The sequence below is a fragment of the Pusillimonas sp. SM2304 genome (assembly GCF_031628915.1).
Classification (GTDB): Bacteria; Pseudomonadota; Gammaproteobacteria; order Burkholderiales; family Burkholderiaceae_B; genus Pusillimonas_C.
Genome location: NZ_JAVLUJ010000001.1, coordinates 972,537 through 988,973, shown reverse-complemented (window position 1 = coordinate 988,973; position 16,437 = coordinate 972,537). Strand labels below are relative to the sequence as shown.

Annotated in this window: 16 protein-coding genes and 4 tRNA genes; 15 read left to right on the top strand and 5 right to left on the bottom strand. The window is 56.6% G+C overall.

Going from position 1 to position 16,437, the window contains the following annotated elements:
- Positions 1 to 10: 10 nt before the first annotated feature.
- From RE432_RS04575 to RE432_RS04565, 3 genes are all read right to left on the bottom strand, one after another.
- Complete coding sequence (locus RE432_RS04575; protein ID WP_310932036.1) at positions 11 to 997, bottom strand: tripartite tricarboxylate transporter substrate binding protein; 987 nt, start codon at positions 995 to 997, stop codon at positions 11 to 13.
- A gap of 186 nt (positions 998 to 1,183) precedes the next feature.
- Positions 1,184 to 2,092, bottom strand: coding sequence for a LysR substrate-binding domain-containing protein (locus tag RE432_RS04570; protein WP_310932035.1), 909 nt, complete (start codon positions 2,090 to 2,092; stop codon positions 1,184 to 1,186).
- Positions 2,093 to 2,117: 25 nt separating this feature from the next.
- Positions 2,118 to 2,414 carry a YciI family protein gene (locus RE432_RS04565; RefSeq protein ID WP_310932034.1) on the bottom strand — a complete coding sequence of 99 codons (297 nt, stop codon included), beginning with the start codon at positions 2,412 to 2,414 and terminating at the stop codon, positions 2,118 to 2,120.
- A 77-nt stretch (positions 2,415 to 2,491) separates the two neighbouring features.
- Here RE432_RS04565 and mnmE point away from each other — a divergent pair, with 77 nt between their 5' ends.
- Together mnmE and RE432_RS04555 are read left to right on the top strand one after the other, a co-directional pair.
- Positions 2,492 to 3,877, top strand: coding sequence for a tRNA uridine-5-carboxymethylaminomethyl(34) synthesis GTPase MnmE (mnmE, locus tag RE432_RS04560; RefSeq protein WP_409079811.1), 1,386 nt, complete (start codon positions 2,492 to 2,494; stop codon positions 3,875 to 3,877).
- A gap of 128 nt (positions 3,878 to 4,005) precedes the next feature.
- Entirely contained in the window at positions 4,006 to 4,173 is a 168-nt protein-coding gene (locus RE432_RS04555; protein WP_310932033.1) for a hypothetical protein, read from the top strand.
- Here RE432_RS04555 and RE432_RS04550 read toward each other — a convergent pair.
- A complete protein-coding gene (locus RE432_RS04550) occupies positions 4,170 to 4,790 on the bottom strand; it encodes a Fic family protein (RefSeq protein WP_310932032.1) in 621 nt (206 codons plus the stop codon). The genes RE432_RS04555 and RE432_RS04550 overlap by 4 nt on opposite strands.
- Before the next feature lie 460 nt (positions 4,791 to 5,250).
- Positions 5,251 to 6,420, bottom strand: a complete 1,170-nt coding sequence (locus RE432_RS04545; RefSeq protein ID WP_310932031.1) for a methionine aminotransferase — start codon at positions 6,418 to 6,420, stop codon at positions 5,251 to 5,253.
- 314 nt (positions 6,421 to 6,734) lie between these two features.
- On the opposite strand from RE432_RS04545, the gene RE432_RS04540 reads away from it, so the two are divergent.
- The 13 genes from RE432_RS04540 (at position 6,735) to nusG (ending at position 16,423) form a co-directional block, all read left to right on the top strand.
- Positions 6,735 to 6,941 (top strand): cold-shock protein, encoded by a 207-nt coding sequence (locus RE432_RS04540; RefSeq protein WP_013743985.1) that lies wholly within the window; start codon positions 6,735 to 6,737, stop codon positions 6,939 to 6,941.
- 641 nt (positions 6,942 to 7,582) lie between these two features.
- Entirely contained in the window at positions 7,583 to 9,499 is a 1,917-nt protein-coding gene (gene mnmG / locus RE432_RS04535; protein WP_310932030.1) for a tRNA uridine-5-carboxymethylaminomethyl(34) synthesis enzyme MnmG, read from the top strand.
- Complete coding sequence (rsmG, locus tag RE432_RS04530; RefSeq protein ID WP_310932029.1) at positions 9,499 to 10,173, top strand: 16S rRNA (guanine(527)-N(7))-methyltransferase RsmG; 675 nt, start codon at positions 9,499 to 9,501, stop codon at positions 10,171 to 10,173. Before mnmG ends, rsmG begins: the two co-directional genes overlap by 1 nt.
- Positions 10,170 to 10,988, top strand: coding sequence for an AAA family ATPase (locus RE432_RS04525; protein ID WP_310932027.1), 819 nt, complete (start codon positions 10,170 to 10,172; stop codon positions 10,986 to 10,988). The genes rsmG and RE432_RS04525 overlap by 4 nt, the downstream gene beginning before the upstream one ends.
- Positions 10,989 to 11,013: 25 nt before the next feature.
- Positions 11,014 to 11,934 carry a ParB/RepB/Spo0J family partition protein gene (locus tag RE432_RS04520; RefSeq protein WP_310932026.1) on the top strand — a complete coding sequence of 307 codons (921 nt, stop codon included), beginning with the start codon at positions 11,014 to 11,016 and terminating at the stop codon, positions 11,932 to 11,934.
- A gap of 338 nt (positions 11,935 to 12,272) precedes the next feature.
- Positions 12,273 to 13,583: a short-chain fatty acid transporter gene (locus tag RE432_RS04515; RefSeq protein WP_310932025.1), complete on the top strand. Its 1,311-nt coding sequence runs from the start codon at positions 12,273 to 12,275 to the stop codon at positions 13,581 to 13,583.
- A gap of 69 nt (positions 13,584 to 13,652) precedes the next feature.
- Positions 13,653 to 13,739, top strand: a tRNA-Tyr gene (locus RE432_RS04510).
- A 96-nt stretch (positions 13,740 to 13,835) separates the two neighbouring features.
- Positions 13,836 to 13,909: transfer RNA gene (locus RE432_RS04505), tRNA-Gly, on the top strand.
- Positions 13,910 to 13,961: 52 nt separating this feature from the next.
- A tRNA-Thr gene (locus RE432_RS04500) sits at positions 13,962 to 14,036 on the top strand.
- A gap of 52 nt (positions 14,037 to 14,088) precedes the next feature.
- A complete protein-coding gene (gene tuf / locus RE432_RS04495) occupies positions 14,089 to 15,282 on the top strand; it encodes an elongation factor Tu (protein ID WP_310932007.1) in 1,194 nt (397 codons plus the stop codon).
- Positions 15,283 to 15,375: 93 nt separating this feature from the next.
- A tRNA-Trp gene (locus tag RE432_RS04490) sits at positions 15,376 to 15,451 on the top strand.
- A gap of 48 nt (positions 15,452 to 15,499) precedes the next feature.
- Entirely contained in the window at positions 15,500 to 15,880 is a 381-nt protein-coding gene (secE, locus tag RE432_RS04485) for a preprotein translocase subunit SecE (protein ID WP_310932024.1), read from the top strand.
- A gap of 9 nt (positions 15,881 to 15,889) precedes the next feature.
- On the top strand, positions 15,890 to 16,423 hold the full coding sequence (gene nusG, locus RE432_RS04480) for a transcription termination/antitermination protein NusG (protein WP_310932023.1): 534 nt from the start codon (positions 15,890 to 15,892) through the stop codon (positions 16,421 to 16,423).
- The last annotated feature ends 14 nt before the right edge of the window (positions 16,424 to 16,437 follow it).

The window sequence follows — 16,437 nt, the reverse complement described above, 5'->3', positions numbered from 1 at the left end:
TGTACCCGGCTTACTGGCGTTCAATCTTCGCCAGCTTGACCAGGCGGCCGTATTTTTCAGTTTCCGTCACCTGGAATTGCGCGGCGTCCATGCCGGGCTGATACAAGGTGGCGCCGCTGGCCGCCATCTTCTCGCGAAAAGCGTCTTGCTGAAGAATATCGTCGAGCGCCGACCGCAATGCGGCGACGACATCATCGGGCAAGCCGGCGGGCCCATACAAGCCGAACCAGACATTGATATCGACTTTTTCGAATCCGGGCGTGCCCGACAGCGCGGGAATATCCGGCGCCGCCGGCGAGGCTTGCGTCTCGGTGACGCCCAACGCCACAACCTTGCCCGACTTCACATGCGGCAGTCCCGAAGACATGACAAAGACACCAAAATCCAGCTGTCCACTTACCAGGTCCGTCAGCAAGGGCGATACGCCCCGGTAGGGGATGTGCTCGGCATGCGTCTGGGTCGATTCGTTGATCATTTCCCCCGCCAAGTGCAGTGCCGTGCCCACGCCTGAAGAGCCAAACGTATAAGCGCCGGACGCACCCTGCTTGAGCTTCTCCAGGTATTGGGCGGCATTCGTCACGCCGGTTTCCCTGGATGCGACCAGCATCATCGGCTGGGCTGCGATCATGCCGACAGGCGTAAAGTCTTTCAGGCCATCGTAGCGCACCGCGCTGTTGATCATTCCCGCAATGACCATTTCGTTGGTGGAGCCTACCAGCAAGGTGTAGCCATCGGCCGTGGCACGGGCGACCCGATTGGCGCCAATGGTGCCGCCGGCCCCACCCAGGTTTTCAATCACCACACTTTGCCCCAACCGCTCGGACAAGGCTTCGCCGAATACCCGCGCCGTCAGGTCCACGCTGCCGCCGGCCGGGTAGCCCACGACAATGGTGATGGCCTTGGAGGGATAGCCGGCCGCGTGCGAGGGCGCCGCGGCCGAGAGGAGCGAAGAAGATAATAAAGCGGCCAATGCGCCGCGACAGAAAAAGCGCTTCATAGTATGTCCCTGTTTTATTCTTATGAAACCGATCGTGGTCGACCGGCGCTCTATGCGCGGATATATCGCTATCCGTACCAGTCCGTTTGTGGACCAGTGGACATTCTGATCAAGCCTTTCATCGTAGACGTGCTGATTCAGCACATTGCCGTGCCAAATACGATGGCCAGCGATGCTTCTTCTTGATTATCTTTTTTCCATCGCCTTCCATACCGCCTCGGCCACATTGGAAAGCCGGCTGCGTGAACGGTACAAGCGCACCTCGAAGGCAATCTGCTCGCTACGGCCGCCCAGCACGGCCAGGGAACCCTGCCTGCAGTCCGCCGCAACCATGGACCAAGGCAACCAGGCAATGCCCAGCCCGTTCGATACCGTGCCATGTACCGCATCCAGGGAATCACAGCGTATTGAAGGAACCAGCGGATAAGGCATGGTCTCAATCCGATCGCCCACAATGCGCCCCATGGCGAGCCCCCTGGAATAGGCAATCAATGGCAGCGAGCCATGCCCCCCCTCCAGCGCATAGCGCGGCTTTCCCTGGGCCGTGACCTGGCAAACCGGCACCAGCTTATCGGTTGTCAACGTCATGTATTGATAGTTGTCGGGATGAAGCTCCAGCGACATTGCGGGATGCTCGTAGCACACCAGGAAGTCCGCCTTGCCTTGCGCCAGGCGGGCCGACATATCGGCCATCATGCCCGTGAAAATATCCACGGGCGTCGCCGGTGCAAGCACAGCCGGCCGGCTTTTGCGCAATCGGGCCACCCAATCGGCCACCAGCGTGCGTCCCAGGCTTCTTCCGGCGGCGATACGCAACGCGTCCGGCGACTCGCCGCCGTGCAGCGAGATTTGGCTGCGCACGCGCTGAAGCTGCTCAATGACCTGACAGGCGGTCTTGAGCAGCACCTCGCCCTGCTCCGTCAACACGACCGGGACTTGCGACCGATCGACAAGCGGCGCGCCCGCCCAGCGTTCCAGCGCGCGGATACGGCGCCCGAAAGCGGGATGGGTGACATGACGCGCTTCCGCCGCCCGTACAAAGCTTCTGGCCCGCGCAAGCGCGATGAAATCCTCGAAAAGCTTCAGTTGCGACATGACTTCAGGCGGTAGCGGCTACTTCTTACAGATAGCATTCGCCGTTCAAATAGGCCTTGCGCCAGCGTGTAATCACAGTGCGCTCGAACAGGCCGCCGGCCGCAAACGGGTCGGCGTTCACAAAGTCTTCCGCTTCGGCACGGGTTTCAAGATCGACAATATAGACACTGCCGGTGCCTCCGGTGCCGTCATCCTCGAGCTTGGCGCCGCAAGCCAGCAACAAGGACTTGTTCTCCTCCAGATAGTCCAGATGCTTGTCGCGCAACGCCTGGCGCAGCGCTTGCGTATGAGGCTTGTCAAAGGTTTCGATCAGAAATGGCATAAGGGCTCCTGGTTCAAGATAAACTGTCTCTGCCGCAATATTAGTACGCTTTCCCCTTTTCCAACCAAGTACCTGCCATGACCTTGCGTTCGCACGACCCCATTGTTGCCATTGCCACCGCCCCCGGCCGCGGCGGTATCGGCGTCGTGCGCGTGTCGGGAAGCCATCTGGAACCCTTGCTCGCCGCCCTGTTCAACACACCGCTCCAGGCCCGGCACGCATATTACCTGCCCTTCAACGACCGGCACGGCGACGCCATCGACGCCGGCATCGCCCTATTCTTCAAGGGCCCGCATTCCTATACCGGCGAAGACGTACTCGAGCTGCAGGGCCACGGCGGCCCCGCCGTGTTGCGCCGTCTGCTGGCGCGCTGCCTGGAAGCTGGCGCGCCGCTGGGGATCCGTCACGCCGAGCCGGGCGAGTTCACCCACCGCGCCTTCCTGAACGAACGCCTGGACCTGGCCCAGGCCGAGGCCGTCGCCGACTTGATCGATGCGTCCTCCGAGGCGGCGGCGCGCAGCGCCATGGCCTCTTTGAGCGGTGCGTTTTCCCAGCACGTCAATGCCCTGAGCGACCGCATCGTTCACTTGCGCATGCTGGTCGAAGCCACCCTGGATTTTCCAGAGGAAGAAATCGACTTTCTTGAAAAATACCAGGCCCGCGAAGCCCTGGAGGCCATCCAGAACGACCTGCGCCACCTGACACAACAGGCCCGCCAAGGCATGATTCTGCGTGAAGGCCTGCACGTCGTACTGGCCGGCCAGCCCAACGTGGGCAAGTCCAGCCTGCTGAACGCCCTGGCCGGCGACGACGTCGCCATCGTCACCCCCATTGCCGGCACCACGCGCGACAAAGTCATACAACAAATCCACATACAAGGCGTCCCCCTGCACATCGTGGATACCGCCGGCCTGCGCGACACCGATGACACCGTCGAAAGCATAGGCATCGCGCGGACCTGGGCCGAAATCGAAAAAGCCAACGTCATCATCCACCTGCAAGACGCGCGCGCCCAGAACGACGAACTCGACACCGCCATCACCCAGCGGCTGCCCGCCCGTACACCCGTGCTCAAGGTATTCAACAAGATAGACCTACTGCCGGAACCTGGGCAGACGCCGCATCCAGACAGCAGCGATGGCCGCCAGGAACTGGCGCTGGGCATTTCGGCCAAAACCGGGGCCGGGCTCGACACCTTGCGCCAAAAGCTCCTGGACATCGCCGGCTGGAACCCCGGCACTGAATCTCCCTGGCTCGCACGCGAACGGCACCTGACCGCTCTGCAACACGCCAACGAACACCTGTCGCTGGCCGAAGAGCACGCCAGCCAGAACGACCGCGTGCTGGACCTGTTCGCCGAAGAACTCCGCCTGGCCCACGAAGCGCTCTGCCAGATCACCGGCCAGTTCACCAGCGATGACCTGCTGGGCGAGATTTTTTCCAGTTTCTGTATTGGGAAGTGATGCGGGGTCCGCTAGGGCGAAGGCAACTGTCGTACTAATCTCACACGCGGCGCGAATCGGGCCCGCGTTTCTTTTTATTGTGTCCGGGAAAAGTTATAATCAAGACAATTCAAGCACTTACTCACTCAATGAAATCCAAACCCGCAGTGGCAGCAAAGCCCGCGCAAACGCGCATCATACGCGCCGTGGCCAGCTCGACGGCGATCGAAACGGGTCAGTCCATCAAAGAGCTTGAAGCCTTGCTCAAGGCGCAAACCAGCAAGTACCAGCAACTTAACCTGGCCACTGCCAACTAGGCCGGTTCCAGCGCACGCGCAGTCCAGAATTTCATCGGCTCGTAGTTACGGCCCAAGCCCTGCTGTATGGCCAGAATGTAGTCCGGCCGGTTTTGCTCCCAACTGCTGTAGTCCAGCGGGCCATGCCCGGCCTGCACAGCCATGACGTCGGCCAGCAAGCGTGAAATCCGCCCATTGCCCTCCCTGAAGGGGTGCATCAAAATAAACTCCACATGCGTCACGGCAATGGCTTCTACCAGCTGTTCGTGTCCATAAGCCGTGCAGGGCGTATATTGGGCCAGACAATCGCGGTCGAAGCTACCCAGCAGCCTGGCCACTTGCGCGGCCGGTGCAAACGGAAATCCGCCCTTGCTCATGTTTACCGTACGTACCTGCCCCGCCCACGCATAGACATTTCCCAGCCAACGCCGGTGCCAGGTCCTTAGATGATGGGCCGTGATACGGCCCTGCGGAAGGTGGTCCCGCAAGACGGATTCGTACAGCTTCTGCAGCAGTACCAGTTCGGCCTCGTCTATGTCAGCCGGATCGCGTATCCCCAGCTTGTTCGCCAGCACGAGGCCATTGGATCCAGGTTCCAACCAGCCTTGTGCCCCGCTTACATCGTATCGGGTCGTCATAAGCCACCTATACGGACGGTGTCAAGACATTGTAGACGGCTGCGATCAGCGCGCAAATGGGTTTATTTACATAATGTCACAATATAAATGGCGAATGAAAACCTGCCAAGACCTGTGGATAACTCTTAGGAAGGGAAATTGTGCACAGCTTGTGGATGAGGCAGGGACAACTCATCGCTTTTCCCTGGCAAGAAAAGTTATCCTGATTTCATCCTTCTTGAAAACATGACTTATGCCCGCCTGAATAATCCTGCAGCCTATTGAAAAATATAAGGGTTTCATGCTTGTTCGAGTTATCCACAGACACCCATTATCATTAGTCTTTATATATAGAAAAGATAAAGAACAGCTAAAACATTACTGCCCAAATCCCGTCCAGCCCGGCTTTCACGCTACATGTATACTTCATCGGGTCAATAAAAAGCCCGCAACAGCGGGCATGTATGAAAGTGATAGGGCTTTAAATGCGAACCAGTTTTTCAATTGCTGCATCCAGGGTGTCGTCCCGCTTGGCAAAACAAAACCGAATCAGCTTATGGTTGGATTCGGGTGCGTCCGGTGTCCGATAGAAAGCCGATACAGGAATAACGCCTACCCCATGCTCCACTGTCATCCAACGCGCAAACTCGGCTTCGGGCAGATCCGAGACTGCGCTGTAATCGGCCAGCAGGAAAAAGGTCCCTTGACTATGCATGGGAACAAAGCGGGTGCTGGCCAAGCCATTGGCCAAACGATCGCGCTTTTCTTGGTAGAACGCCGATAAGCCGGCATAAGCCCGTTCGTTTTTCATATAGCCCGCCAGGGCGACTTGCATGGGGGATGTCACCGTGAACACCATGAACTGGTGTACTTTGCGAATTTCAGTGGAAATAGCTTTGGGTGCACAGCAATAACCGATTTTCCAGCCAGTAGCGCTATAGGTTTTGCCGAAGGACGACACAATAATGGCATGGGCGGCCAGCAAGGGGCGGCTGGCAAGGCTTTGATGGGGCTGGCCATCAAACACCAGGTGTTCATAGACTTCGTCGGACAAAAGCAGAATGCCTGTTTCCTTGACAATATCTTCCAGCTTGTCCAGGTCGTCCGCGGTCAGATTGATACAAGTGGGATTGTGCGGGAAGTTAAGGATCAACATCCGGGTTTTAGACGTGATGGCTTCACGAACCCGTTGCCAATCCACGCGGTAGGAAGGGGTATCCAGCGTAGGCGCCAGCATAGGTACGATCACCGGCTTCCCGCCTGCCAATTGAATGGCGGGTATGTATAAATCGTAGAAGGGTTCAATAATGACCACTTCATCGCCTTGCTGGACAAACGCCAGAATGCTGGCCATCAGGGCTTCGCTGGCGCCGCTGGTGACGGTGATCTCGGTGTCGGGGTCATAGCCGTGTCCGTATAGGGTCTGTACCTTTGTCGAGATTTGTTGACGCAAGGCCAGTACCCCCGCCATGGGGGGATACTGGTTATAGCCATCCTGCATGGCCTGGGTAACCAGATCCAGCAAGGCTTGGTCGGGATCAAAGTCCGGAAAGCCCTGCCCCAGGTTGATGGCTTGATGCTCGGTTGCCAGTTGACTCATGACGGTGAAAATAGTGGTACCGACGTCGGGCAGCTTGGAAGTAAAGTTCATGATCTCTGTTAGTTTTTTAATGAAGAAAGTATCGATAAATGCATAGCGTAAGCTTGGCACTACCTGCTTATTGTGGCCACAATGTTGCATGACGGAAAAATACCACATTGGGGTTAACTATCATTTGATAAAGCCATTAGGCATGGTTATGCTCACACCTGCAGTAATAATCAAGCCGTACGCAATTTCGCGGTTAGCAGCCAGTAAAACTTTAGGCTTAAATCAATTCTTGCCTATTGTTTCTTGATGGTCTAGGTTCGAGTCAGCGTCCTTGGTTAATTGCATTTTTGTTTATTTTTAGGACGCTACACATCATGGCTCAAAAGGGCAAAGTTAAGTGGTTTAACGCCGACAAAGGCTTCGGTTTTATTACACCCGACGCAGGCGGCACCGACGTATTCGCTCATTTCTCGGCAATCGAAGGACGCGGCTACCGCAGCCTGAATGAAGGCCAGGAAGTCGAGTTTGAAGTCAAGGATGGCCCCAAGGGTCCCCAAGCAGCCGAGATTCGCCCGCTGTAATCCTTGCCTGATTTTGTGTAGCGCCATAGCGTGTTCACACTGGCAAACGCCCTCGCCGCAAGCGTGGGCGTTTTTCTTTGTGCGTCACCCTGCTTTTGTTCTCCTTTCTTTGCCAGTACCGCACTGAAGTTATCCTGAATATATGCACTGGGCTGTCCACAGTATTATCCACAGGCCGATCGCTTCAGAAGAAAACCCATAACCCGCCTGAATATTGGCAGTATGCTTTCATTTCTGCTCAGCGTGCCACCATGCAATGGGACGTTGACCATGCATAGTCTGCATCCCTAACTATACACAACTTATCCTCTTGATTATCCCCAACCTTATCCACAGCGAGGCCTTGAGCAGAATATGTACAGAGGGTCCTAGTGTGGGCATTATTTGAGCAGACGCTTTCTTCTGTGCGTGCTTTTCAGTTCCCGTTGTTCCGAATCGCTGGAAACCTGTGTTCCACGTGGAACACACCGATACCACTTCTATGTTCCCTTATAGATCACTGATGGATGGTTCCACGTGAAACAACTCTGGACTCACTTTGCACGTTCTTTCTTAAAATAACTTCTGAATGGTTTCACGTGGAACAGTCAGGAGTAGCCGAAGTATAATAAGACGTTAAGCCTCTTTCGCTCGAGCGAACAATGATTTATCCAGACGAATTTGACGTGATTGTCGTAGGTGGCGGTCACGCCGGCACCGAAGCCGCTCTGGCTGCGGCACGCACGGGTGCGTCCACCCTGCTCTTGACCCACAATATGGAAACACTGGGTCAGATGTCTTGTAACCCCTCTATCGGCGGTATAGGGAAAGGCCACTTGGTTAAAGAGGTCGATGCTCTTGGTGGAGCAATGGCCTATGCGACCGACCAGGCTGGTATTCAGTTCAGAGTGCTGAATCGATCCAAGGGGCCGGCAGTCCGTGCTACCCGGGCCCAGGCCGACCGTTCCCTTTATAGGATGGCCATCAGGACGACACTGCAGAATCAAGCTAACCTCACCATCTTTCAGCAGTCTGTCGATGACTTGATGCTGGAGGGCGACCGGGTTGTGGGCGCGGTAACGCAAATTGGTCTGAAGTTCAGGGGACGAACCGTGGTACTGACTGCGGGGACCTTCTTGAACGGATTGATTCACGTGGGACTAGACCATTATTCCGCAGGGCGTGCCGGCGATCCGCCTGCTATCACTTTGGGCCAGCGGCTGAAAGAATTGAAGTTACCGCAGGGTCGTTTAAAAACTGGGACACCCCCCAGGATCGATGCACGAAGCATAGACTTCAGCAAGACAGAGGTGCAGGCGGGCGATACGGATCCTATTCCGGTATTTTCTTACCTGGGTTCGGCATCCATGCATCCAGAGCAGCTTCCGTGCTGGATTACCCACACCAACGAAAGAACACACGATATCATTCGATCGGGCCTGGATCGTTCTCCCATGTATAGCGATAGTGCCACCATAGAAGGGATAGGCCCCAGGTACTGTCCTTCCATCGAGGACAAAATTCATCGCTTCGCCGATAAGTCCAGCCATCAGATATTCCTGGAACCGGAAGGGCTAACCACTCAAGAAATATATCCAAACGGTGTCTCTACCAGCTTGCCATTCGATATTCAGCTTGCGCTGATAAGAACACTACCGGGTTTGGAAAATGCGGTGATCATGCGCCCAGGGTATGCCATTGAGTATGACTACTTTGATCCACGTGAACTCAGCTCGACTCTGGAAACACGGGCGATAAAGGGCCTGTTCTTTGCGGGCCAGATCAACGGAACCACAGGATATGAGGAAGCGGCTGCACAAGGGTTGTTGGCTGGAGTGAATGCGGCTCGGCAAGCCCGGGGCGAAGAGGGATGGTGCCCCAAGCGAAACGAAGCTTATCTTGGCGTACTTGTTGACGACCTGATCACCCGTGGAGTCACCGAACCGTATCGCATGTTTACTTCGCGTGCGGAGTATCGCCTTAGTCTTCGTGAAGATAACGCGGATATGCGCTTGACTGAAATAGGGCGCGAACTCGGTCTGGTTGATGATCATAGATGGGACTTGTTCAACAGGAAGCGCGATGATGTTTCACGTGAAACAGAACGGCTTAAATCCGCCTGGATCAACCCCAAGACCTTGACCCAGCATGCTGCAGAAGCGCTATTGGGTAAGCAGTTGGAAAAAGAGCATTCAATGCATGATCTGTTGAAAAGGCCGCAAGTCAGCTACAAAGCACTCATGGCTTTGCACAAGGAAGACGGCAGCTTGGTGGCAGGTCCCGGCTTGTCCGACGCTGTGGCCGCAGAGCAGGTGGAAATACAGATCAAGTACGCCGGCTATGTCGCAAAGCAGCAGGAAGAAATCGACCGGCAGGCAGAACAGGAATCCCAATTGATTCCCGTGGATATTGATTATGATGCCATCACCAGCCTATCTATCGAGGTGCGGCAGCGTCTTAAAGCGAGCCGGCCTGAAACGATAGGGCAGGCCAGTCGGATTTCCGGTGTTACGCCGGCGGCTATCTCTTTGTTGCTGATTCACATCAAACGACTGCAGTATCGGAAGAAAGCAGCGTAATGGCCGCAGCGGAACAATTCAGGCAGCGTTTACTTGCTGCGGGGCAAGCATTAAAGATAGATATCGATGCCCAGCAGGCTGACATGCTTTTGACCTATTTAGCGCAACTGCAACGTTGGAATAAAACCTATAATCTAACGGCATTGCGCGATCCGGAACAGATGCTGGTTCAGCACGTTTTCGATAGCCTTTCAGTACTAAGGCCTTTACTCAATATACTGGATAAAAACACAGTATCAAACAGACTTGTCGTGGACGTCGGTTCTGGCGCCGGTCTGCCTGGTGTTGTGCTGGCGATCATGCAGCCAAACTGGCAAGTGCATTGCATTGATGCGGTTGAAAAGAAGATGGCGTTTGTCCGGCAAATGGCTGGTGTACTGCGTTTGCCCAACTTGCAAGCGCAGCACCGCCGCATCGAAAGCATGCCCGTGTTTGAAGCCGATATTGTGGTTTCCCGCGCGTTTGCATCACTGGCCGATTTTGCTACCCTTGCCGGACGCCATGTCGGGCCGGAAGGGCACTTGGTCGCCATGAAAGGGCGTGAGCCCCATGACGAAGCGCAGGCCTTGCAACAGAACACCCCATGGCATATTAGCCGCATCGAAACATTGTCTGTACCCGAGTTGAACGCCCAGCGCTGCCTGGTTTGGATGAGCCGTCAAGGAAACCTATGAGTCAGAGTATGTCCACCGCCAATGTATTTTGCATTGCAAACCAGAAAGGCGGTGTGGGGAAAACCACCACTGCCATCAACCTTGCCGCGGCACTGGCTGCATTAGGCAAACGGGTGCTGCTGATCGATCTGGACCCCCAAGGCAACGCAACCATGGGCAGCGGTGTCGACAAAAACAAAGTAGAGCAGAATCTTTACCAAGTGCTGATCGGCGATGTCACCATTGCCCAGGCCCGGGTTCGCTCAGAGGCGGGGGGGTACGACGTCCTGCCGGCGAACCGGGAGCTTTCGGGTGCGGAAATTGATTTGATCCAGATGGATGACCGCGAACAGCAGCTTAAGCAAGCCATTGTCCAGGTGGGCGATGACTATGACTTTGTGCTGATAGACTGCCCGCCAACGCTGTCCTTGCTGACGCTCAATGGCCTGGCATCGGCACATGGGGTCATCATACCCATGCAGTGCGAATATTTCGCGCTGGAAGGCCTGTCCGACCTGGTCAATACCATCAAGCGGGTGCACCGCAATATCAATCCGGAACTCCAGTTGATTGGTTTGTTGCGGGTCATGTTCGATGCGCGGGTTACCCTGCAGCAACAGGTGTCGGCGCAGATAGAGGCCCATTTCGGCGACAGGGTCTTCGATACGATCGTACCGCGCAACGTGCGCCTGGCGGAAGCGCCCAGTCATGGTTTGCCCGGCATTGTCTACGATAAGAATTCACGCGGTGCAAAGGCATATACCGAATTCGGCGATGAGCTTATCAAGCGTGTCAAGAAGGAAGCCCTGCGCCAGCAGGCACGGCCACGCATTTAACCGGATCTGAAAAGGAACACACACTATGGCAACGAGAAAACCCAAAGGCTTGGGACGCGGGCTGGAGGCATTGCTGGGTGAGGACGCCCCCGCCATTGGCAACCTTGGCCGATCCGAACCTGAAAGCAACCTGCCGTCCACCCTTAAAGTAGGGCTGATGCGAGCCGGTAAGTATCAGCCGCGCACACGCATGGACGAAGGCGCGTTGAACGAGCTGGCCGACTCCATCCGCGCCCAGGGCATCATGCAGCCCATTCTGGTGCGGCCTCTGGCGGGCAAAGACAGCGGCAAGTACGAAATCATTGCGGGCGAACGACGCTACCGCGCGGCCAAGCTCGCGGGCTTGGCGGAAGTGCCGGTGCTGGTGCGCGAAGTGCCCGACGAAAACGCGGCTGTCATGGCCCTGATCGAAAACATACAGCGGGAAGACCTGAATCCCCTGGAAGAAGCCCAAGGGGTACGGCGCCTGCTTGATGAGTTCGGGCTCACGCATGACCAGGCTGCGCAGGCTATTGGGCGTTCCCGGCCGGCAACCAGCAATCTGCTGCGTCTTTTGAATCTGGCAGGTCCGGTGCAAACCATGCTGCTTGCCGGCGACATTGATATGGGCCATGCCCGGGCACTGCTGGCCACGGATGCCGCCACGCAGATCCTGCTGGCCAACGAAGTGATCGCCAAGCGTTTGTCGGTCCGGGAAACTGAAAAACTGGTCAGCCGTTCGGTCCGCGAGGCGGACGAGCCCGCCGCCAAACCCCAACGCAACGGCGCCGCCCAGAACGGCGATGTAAAACGGATGGAAGAAGCGCTGTCGGATCACCTGGGTACCAAAGTCAGCCTGAAGATGGGCGCCAAGAACAAAGGCCAGCTGCAGATCGACTTCCATGGCTGGGAGCACCTGAACGCCTTGCTTGAGCGTCAGGGCCTGTCAGGCATCGTCGACGGTTGACCCTTCTTCCCAAGGCCTTTCCCGTCGGCCGGGCTTGAGCTTGCCTTTCATCAAGCATCCCTTCTTTTTATGCGGGAAACAAGGGTAAATACCAATCGGGATTACCCTTGTTTCCCGCTTCGTGCGTGGTAGGATTCCGTCGGCGTCTTTCCTGACGCGAGGAACATCCAGCTTGTGATCACGCTTTCCGGCCAAGCCGGGCCGTCTGCAAAGCTCATCCCATGATTTGTCAGCGCACGCGGCCAAGTGCGCAAGGATTGTGTGTGCAGGCTGGCTGTGCTGCGGCGGCTTCAGGCGGATTGCGTATCTATTCATATCGACAGGAACAAGAATTCAACATGTTTAAAGCCTTGACTCGCTCATCAGTCAAACTGGTAGAGCGCTATTTGCCCGATCCGTATATTTTCGTCATATTGCTGACCCTGTTCGCCGGCGTGTCGGCGGTTCTGGTCGAAAGCAAGACGCCGATGGAAATCGTCACCATGTGGGGCGATGGGTTCTGGGGGCTGCTGGGCTTTACCATGCAAATGGTGCTGGTGCTGGTCGCCGGCTACATGATGGCCAGTACGCCATTGATCAAGCGTGTGCTGGCGGTGCTGGCCCGTTTGGCGAAAACGCCCGGTTCGGCCATTATCCTGGTCACCGTCGTTGCATTGATCGCCAACTGGATCAACTGGGGCTTCGGCCTGGTGGTCAGCGCGCTATTCGCCAAGCAATTGGCCCGCACGGTGCGGGTCGACTACCGTTTGCTGGTCGCCAGCGCGTATTCGGGCTTTGTCGTGTGGCACGGCGGCCTGGCCGGCTCGATTCCACTGACCATTGCCACCGAAGGGCATTTCCAGGCAGACAAGATCGGCCTGATTTCCACCAGCGACACCATATTCTCGACCTATAACCTGTTGATCATCCTGGTCATGTTCATTATGGTGCCATTGGTCAACCGGTTCATGATGCCGGACGAGAAAGACAGCATCTATGTTGAAGAAAGCAAGCTGAATGAAGCGGTTGCGGCGGGCGAGAAGGACAATCGCCCCGCAGCCAGGCTGGAAAACAGCAAAATCCTGTCGCTGCTGATCGGCGTAGCGGGCCTTGCCTATATTTTCGATTACTACGTCGTGCGCGGCGGCGGTCTGAATCTGAATATCATCAACTTCACTTTTCTGTTCCTGGCGATCGTGCTGCACGGCAATGCCCGCAACCTGCTCGATAGCCTGGACGAAGCCATCAAGGGGGCGGCGGGCATCGTGATCCAGTTTCCCTTCTATGCGGGCATTATGGCCATCATCATGCATTCGGGCCTGGCAACTACCCTGTCGGACTGGATGACCTCGTTCGCCACGGCCGATAGCCTGCCGTTCTGGACGTTCATGAGCGCCGGGATCGTCAATATCTTCATCCCTTCGGGCGGCGGTCAATGGGCGGTGCAAAGCCCGGTCGTCATTGCCACGGCCCAGGCGCTGGGCGCCGACATGCCGCGTGTTGCGATGGCCGTTGCCTGGGGGGATGCCTGGACCAATCTGCTGCAGCCCTTCTGGGCGCTGCCGGTGCTCGCCATAGCGGGTCTCAAGGCCAAGGACATCATGGGCTATTGCCTGATCCAGCTGTTCGTGACGGGGGCCATCGTCTCGGTCGGGTTGACCTACTTCTGACTCTTGTCCCGTCGTCAATAGGTATTTGACAGGGTCTAAAAAACCCTGCATAATTCGGAGTTCGCTTTTGGTGGGATGCCCGAGTGGTTAAAGGGGGCAGACTGTAAATCTGTTGGCCTTGCGCCTACGTTGGTTCGAATCCAACTCCCACCACCAGCAGCATTGTGATTTTGCGTATTGCCACACCACTTGGCCATGCGGCAGCACAGTAAATACAGCAGCAAAACAGCGGCGCTGGTGAAACGAATCTTCGCGGGTGTAGCTCAATGGTAGAGCAACAGCCTTCCAAGCTGATGATGAGGGTTCGATTCCCTTCACCCGCTCCAGTACAGTTTTTCGAATTTCGCCCCGCAAGGGGCGGAAAGCAACAAAGCAGTTGCCCATGTGGCTCAGTGGTAGAGCACTCCCTTGGTAAGGGAGAGGTCACGCGTTCGATCCGCGTCATGGGCACCAAAAACTTTTATTTTTATTTATAGCTCTAATTCCATAGTCAGGAGTGTCAGCCATGGCAAAAGGTAAGTTTGAACGGACCAAACCGCACGTAAACGTAGGTACGATCGGGCACGTTGACCACGGCAAGACCACGCTTACAGCGGCAATCACCACGGTGCTGGCCAAGGCCTTCGGGTCGGGCGAGGCCAAGGGTTACGATCAGATCGACGCGGCGCCCGAAGAGAAGGCGCGCGGTATCACGATCAACACCTCGCACGTTGAGTACGAAACGGCCGCGCGCCACTACGCGCACGTTGACTGCCCGGGCCACGCTGACTATGTCAAGAACATGATCACGGGCGCGGCGCAAATGGACGGCGCCATTCTGGTGGTATCGGCCGCTGACGGCCCCATGCCGCAAACGCGCGAGCACATCCTGCTGTCGCGCCAGGTGGGCGTGCCTTACATCATCGTGTTCCTGAACAAGGCCGACATGGTCGATGACGAAGAGCTGCTCGAGCTGGTCGAGATGGAAGTGCGCGAACTGCTCTCGAAGTACGACTTTCCGGGCGATGACACGCCGATCGTCAAGGGCTCTGCCAAGCTGGCGCTCGAAGGCGACGAAGGCCCGCTGGGCAAGGAAGCGATCCTGAAGCTGGCCGAAGCGCTGGACACGTACATCCCCACGCCCGAGCGCGCGGTGGACGGCACGTTCCTGATGCCGGTCGAGGACGTGTTCTCGATCTCGGGTCGCGGCACGGTGGTCACAGGCCGTATCGAGCGCGGTATCGTCAAGGTGGGCGAGGAAATCGAGATCGTGGGCATCAAGGACACGGTCAAGACCACGTGCACGGGCGTAGAGATGTTCCGCAAGCTGCTCGATCAGGGCGAGGCGGGCGATAACGTGGGTATCTTGCTGCGCGGCACCAAGCGCGAAGACGTCGAGCGCGGCCAGGTGCTGGCCAAGCCCGGCTCGATCAAGCCGCACACGGACTTCTCGGCCGAGGTGTACATTCTGTCCAAGGACGAGGGTGGCCGTCACACGCCGTTCTTCCAGGGCTATCGTCCCCAGTTCTACTTCCGTACGACGGACGTGACGGGCACGATCGAGCTGCCGGCGGACAAGGAAATGGTCCTGCCAGGCGATAACGTGTCGATGAAGGTGAGCCTGATCGCGCCGATCGCCATGGAAGAGGGCCTGCGCTTCGCTATTCGCGAAGGCGGCCGTACCGTGGGCGCAGGCGTCGTCGCCAGCATCACTAAGTAAGCGTCAAGTTGTATTGCGGACGGGCGCTATGCGCTCCTCCGCTTTTGTTGTAAAGGGCGATGGCGTCATAAGGTGTCATCGCTTTCAGGGTCTAGGGGTATAGCTCAATTGGCAGAGCGTCGGTCTCCAAAACCGAAGGTTGTAGGTTCGATTCCTACTGCCCCTGCCACACAGTCAGTCACATCGCAGCCGCCCACGCGGCGCCACATGCCGGAATATGTCGAATAGCAACGTAGAAACCGTTACCAGTAGCACAGATCGCGTCAAGCTGGGTCTGGCGGTGCTTGTTATCGTGGCCGGCATCGTCGGCTATTCGATGCTCGAAGACCAGCCAACCATCGCGCGCGTCGGTGTGTTCATCGGCAGCCTGGTTGTCGCCGCCGTCATCGCATGGTTCAGCGAGCCCGGGCGCCGCACCTTGAGTTTTGGGCGCGATTCCTATAACGAAGTGAAGCGTGTTGTCTGGCCGACGCGCAAAGAGTCCATACAAATGACGGGTATCGTCTTTGTATTTGTGATTGTGATGGGACTCTTGTTGTGGGTCGTCGACAAAGGTCTTGAGTGGGTCATTTATGGCCTGCTGCTGGGCTGGAAATAAAGGACACACATGAGCAAGCGTTGGTATGTCGTCCACGTTTATTCCGGTATGGAAAAAAGCGTGCACAAAGCGCTCGTCGAGCGTATCGAGCGTGCAGGGCTGGAAACATCCTTCGGACGGATTCTGGTTCCCTCCGAAGAAGTCGTCGAAGTAAAGGGCGGTAAGAAATCCATTACCGAACGCCGTATTTTCCCGGGTTACGTGCTGGTCGAAATGGACCTCACTGACGAAACCTGGCACTTGGTCAAGAATACCAACCGGGTAACCGGTTTTCTGGGCGGTTCCGGTAACCGTCCCGCGCCGATATCCGAGCGCGAAGTCGAAAAAATTCTGTCGCAAATGGAAGAGGGCGTCGAAAAACCGAAGCCCAAAGTCCTTTTCGAGGTGGGCGAAATGGTCCGCGTCAAAGAAGGCCCGTTTGCAGACTTCAACGGCAACGTCGAAGAAGTCAACTACGAGAAAAGCAAAGTGCGTGTCTCGGTCACCATTTTTGGCCGCGCCACCCCTGTCGAACTCGATTTTGGTCAGGTCGAAAAAACCTGAATTTTCAACCCCGG

Coding starts and splice junctions, on each gene's coding strand:
- secE (WP_310932024.1), top strand. CDS start 15,500: ATGTCGAATAGCAACGTAGAAACCGTTACCAGTAGCACAGATCGCGTC.
- RE432_RS04575 (WP_310932036.1), bottom strand. CDS start 997: ATGAAGCGCTTTTTCTGTCGCGGCGCATTGGCCGCTTTATTATCTTCT.
- RE432_RS04565 (WP_310932034.1), bottom strand. CDS start 2,414: ATGCCATTTCTGATCGAAACCTTTGACAAGCCTCATACGCAAGCGCTG.
- RE432_RS04570 (WP_310932035.1), bottom strand. CDS start 2,092: ATGTCGCAACTGAAGCTTTTCGAGGATTTCATCGCGCTTGCGCGGGCC.
- RE432_RS04525 (WP_310932027.1), top strand. CDS start 10,170: ATGAGTCAGAGTATGTCCACCGCCAATGTATTTTGCATTGCAAACCAG.
- RE432_RS04545 (WP_310932031.1), bottom strand. CDS start 6,420: ATGAACTTTACTTCCAAGCTGCCCGACGTCGGTACCACTATTTTCACC.
- RE432_RS04555 (WP_310932033.1), top strand. CDS start 4,006: ATGAAATCCAAACCCGCAGTGGCAGCAAAGCCCGCGCAAACGCGCATC.
- mnmE (WP_409079811.1), top strand. CDS start 2,492: ATGACCTTGCGTTCGCACGACCCCATTGTTGCCATTGCCACCGCCCCC.
- RE432_RS04515 (WP_310932025.1), top strand. CDS start 12,273: ATGTTTAAAGCCTTGACTCGCTCATCAGTCAAACTGGTAGAGCGCTAT.
- rsmG (WP_310932029.1), top strand. CDS start 9,499: ATGGCCGCAGCGGAACAATTCAGGCAGCGTTTACTTGCTGCGGGGCAA.
- RE432_RS04540 (WP_013743985.1), top strand. CDS start 6,735: ATGGCTCAAAAGGGCAAAGTTAAGTGGTTTAACGCCGACAAAGGCTTC.
- tuf (WP_310932007.1), top strand. CDS start 14,089: ATGGCAAAAGGTAAGTTTGAACGGACCAAACCGCACGTAAACGTAGGT.
- RE432_RS04550 (WP_310932032.1), bottom strand. CDS start 4,790: ATGACGACCCGATACGATGTAAGCGGGGCACAAGGCTGGTTGGAACCT.
- RE432_RS04520 (WP_310932026.1), top strand. CDS start 11,014: ATGGCAACGAGAAAACCCAAAGGCTTGGGACGCGGGCTGGAGGCATTG.
- mnmG (WP_310932030.1), top strand. CDS start 7,583: ATGATTTATCCAGACGAATTTGACGTGATTGTCGTAGGTGGCGGTCAC.
- nusG (WP_310932023.1), top strand. CDS start 15,890: ATGAGCAAGCGTTGGTATGTCGTCCACGTTTATTCCGGTATGGAAAAA.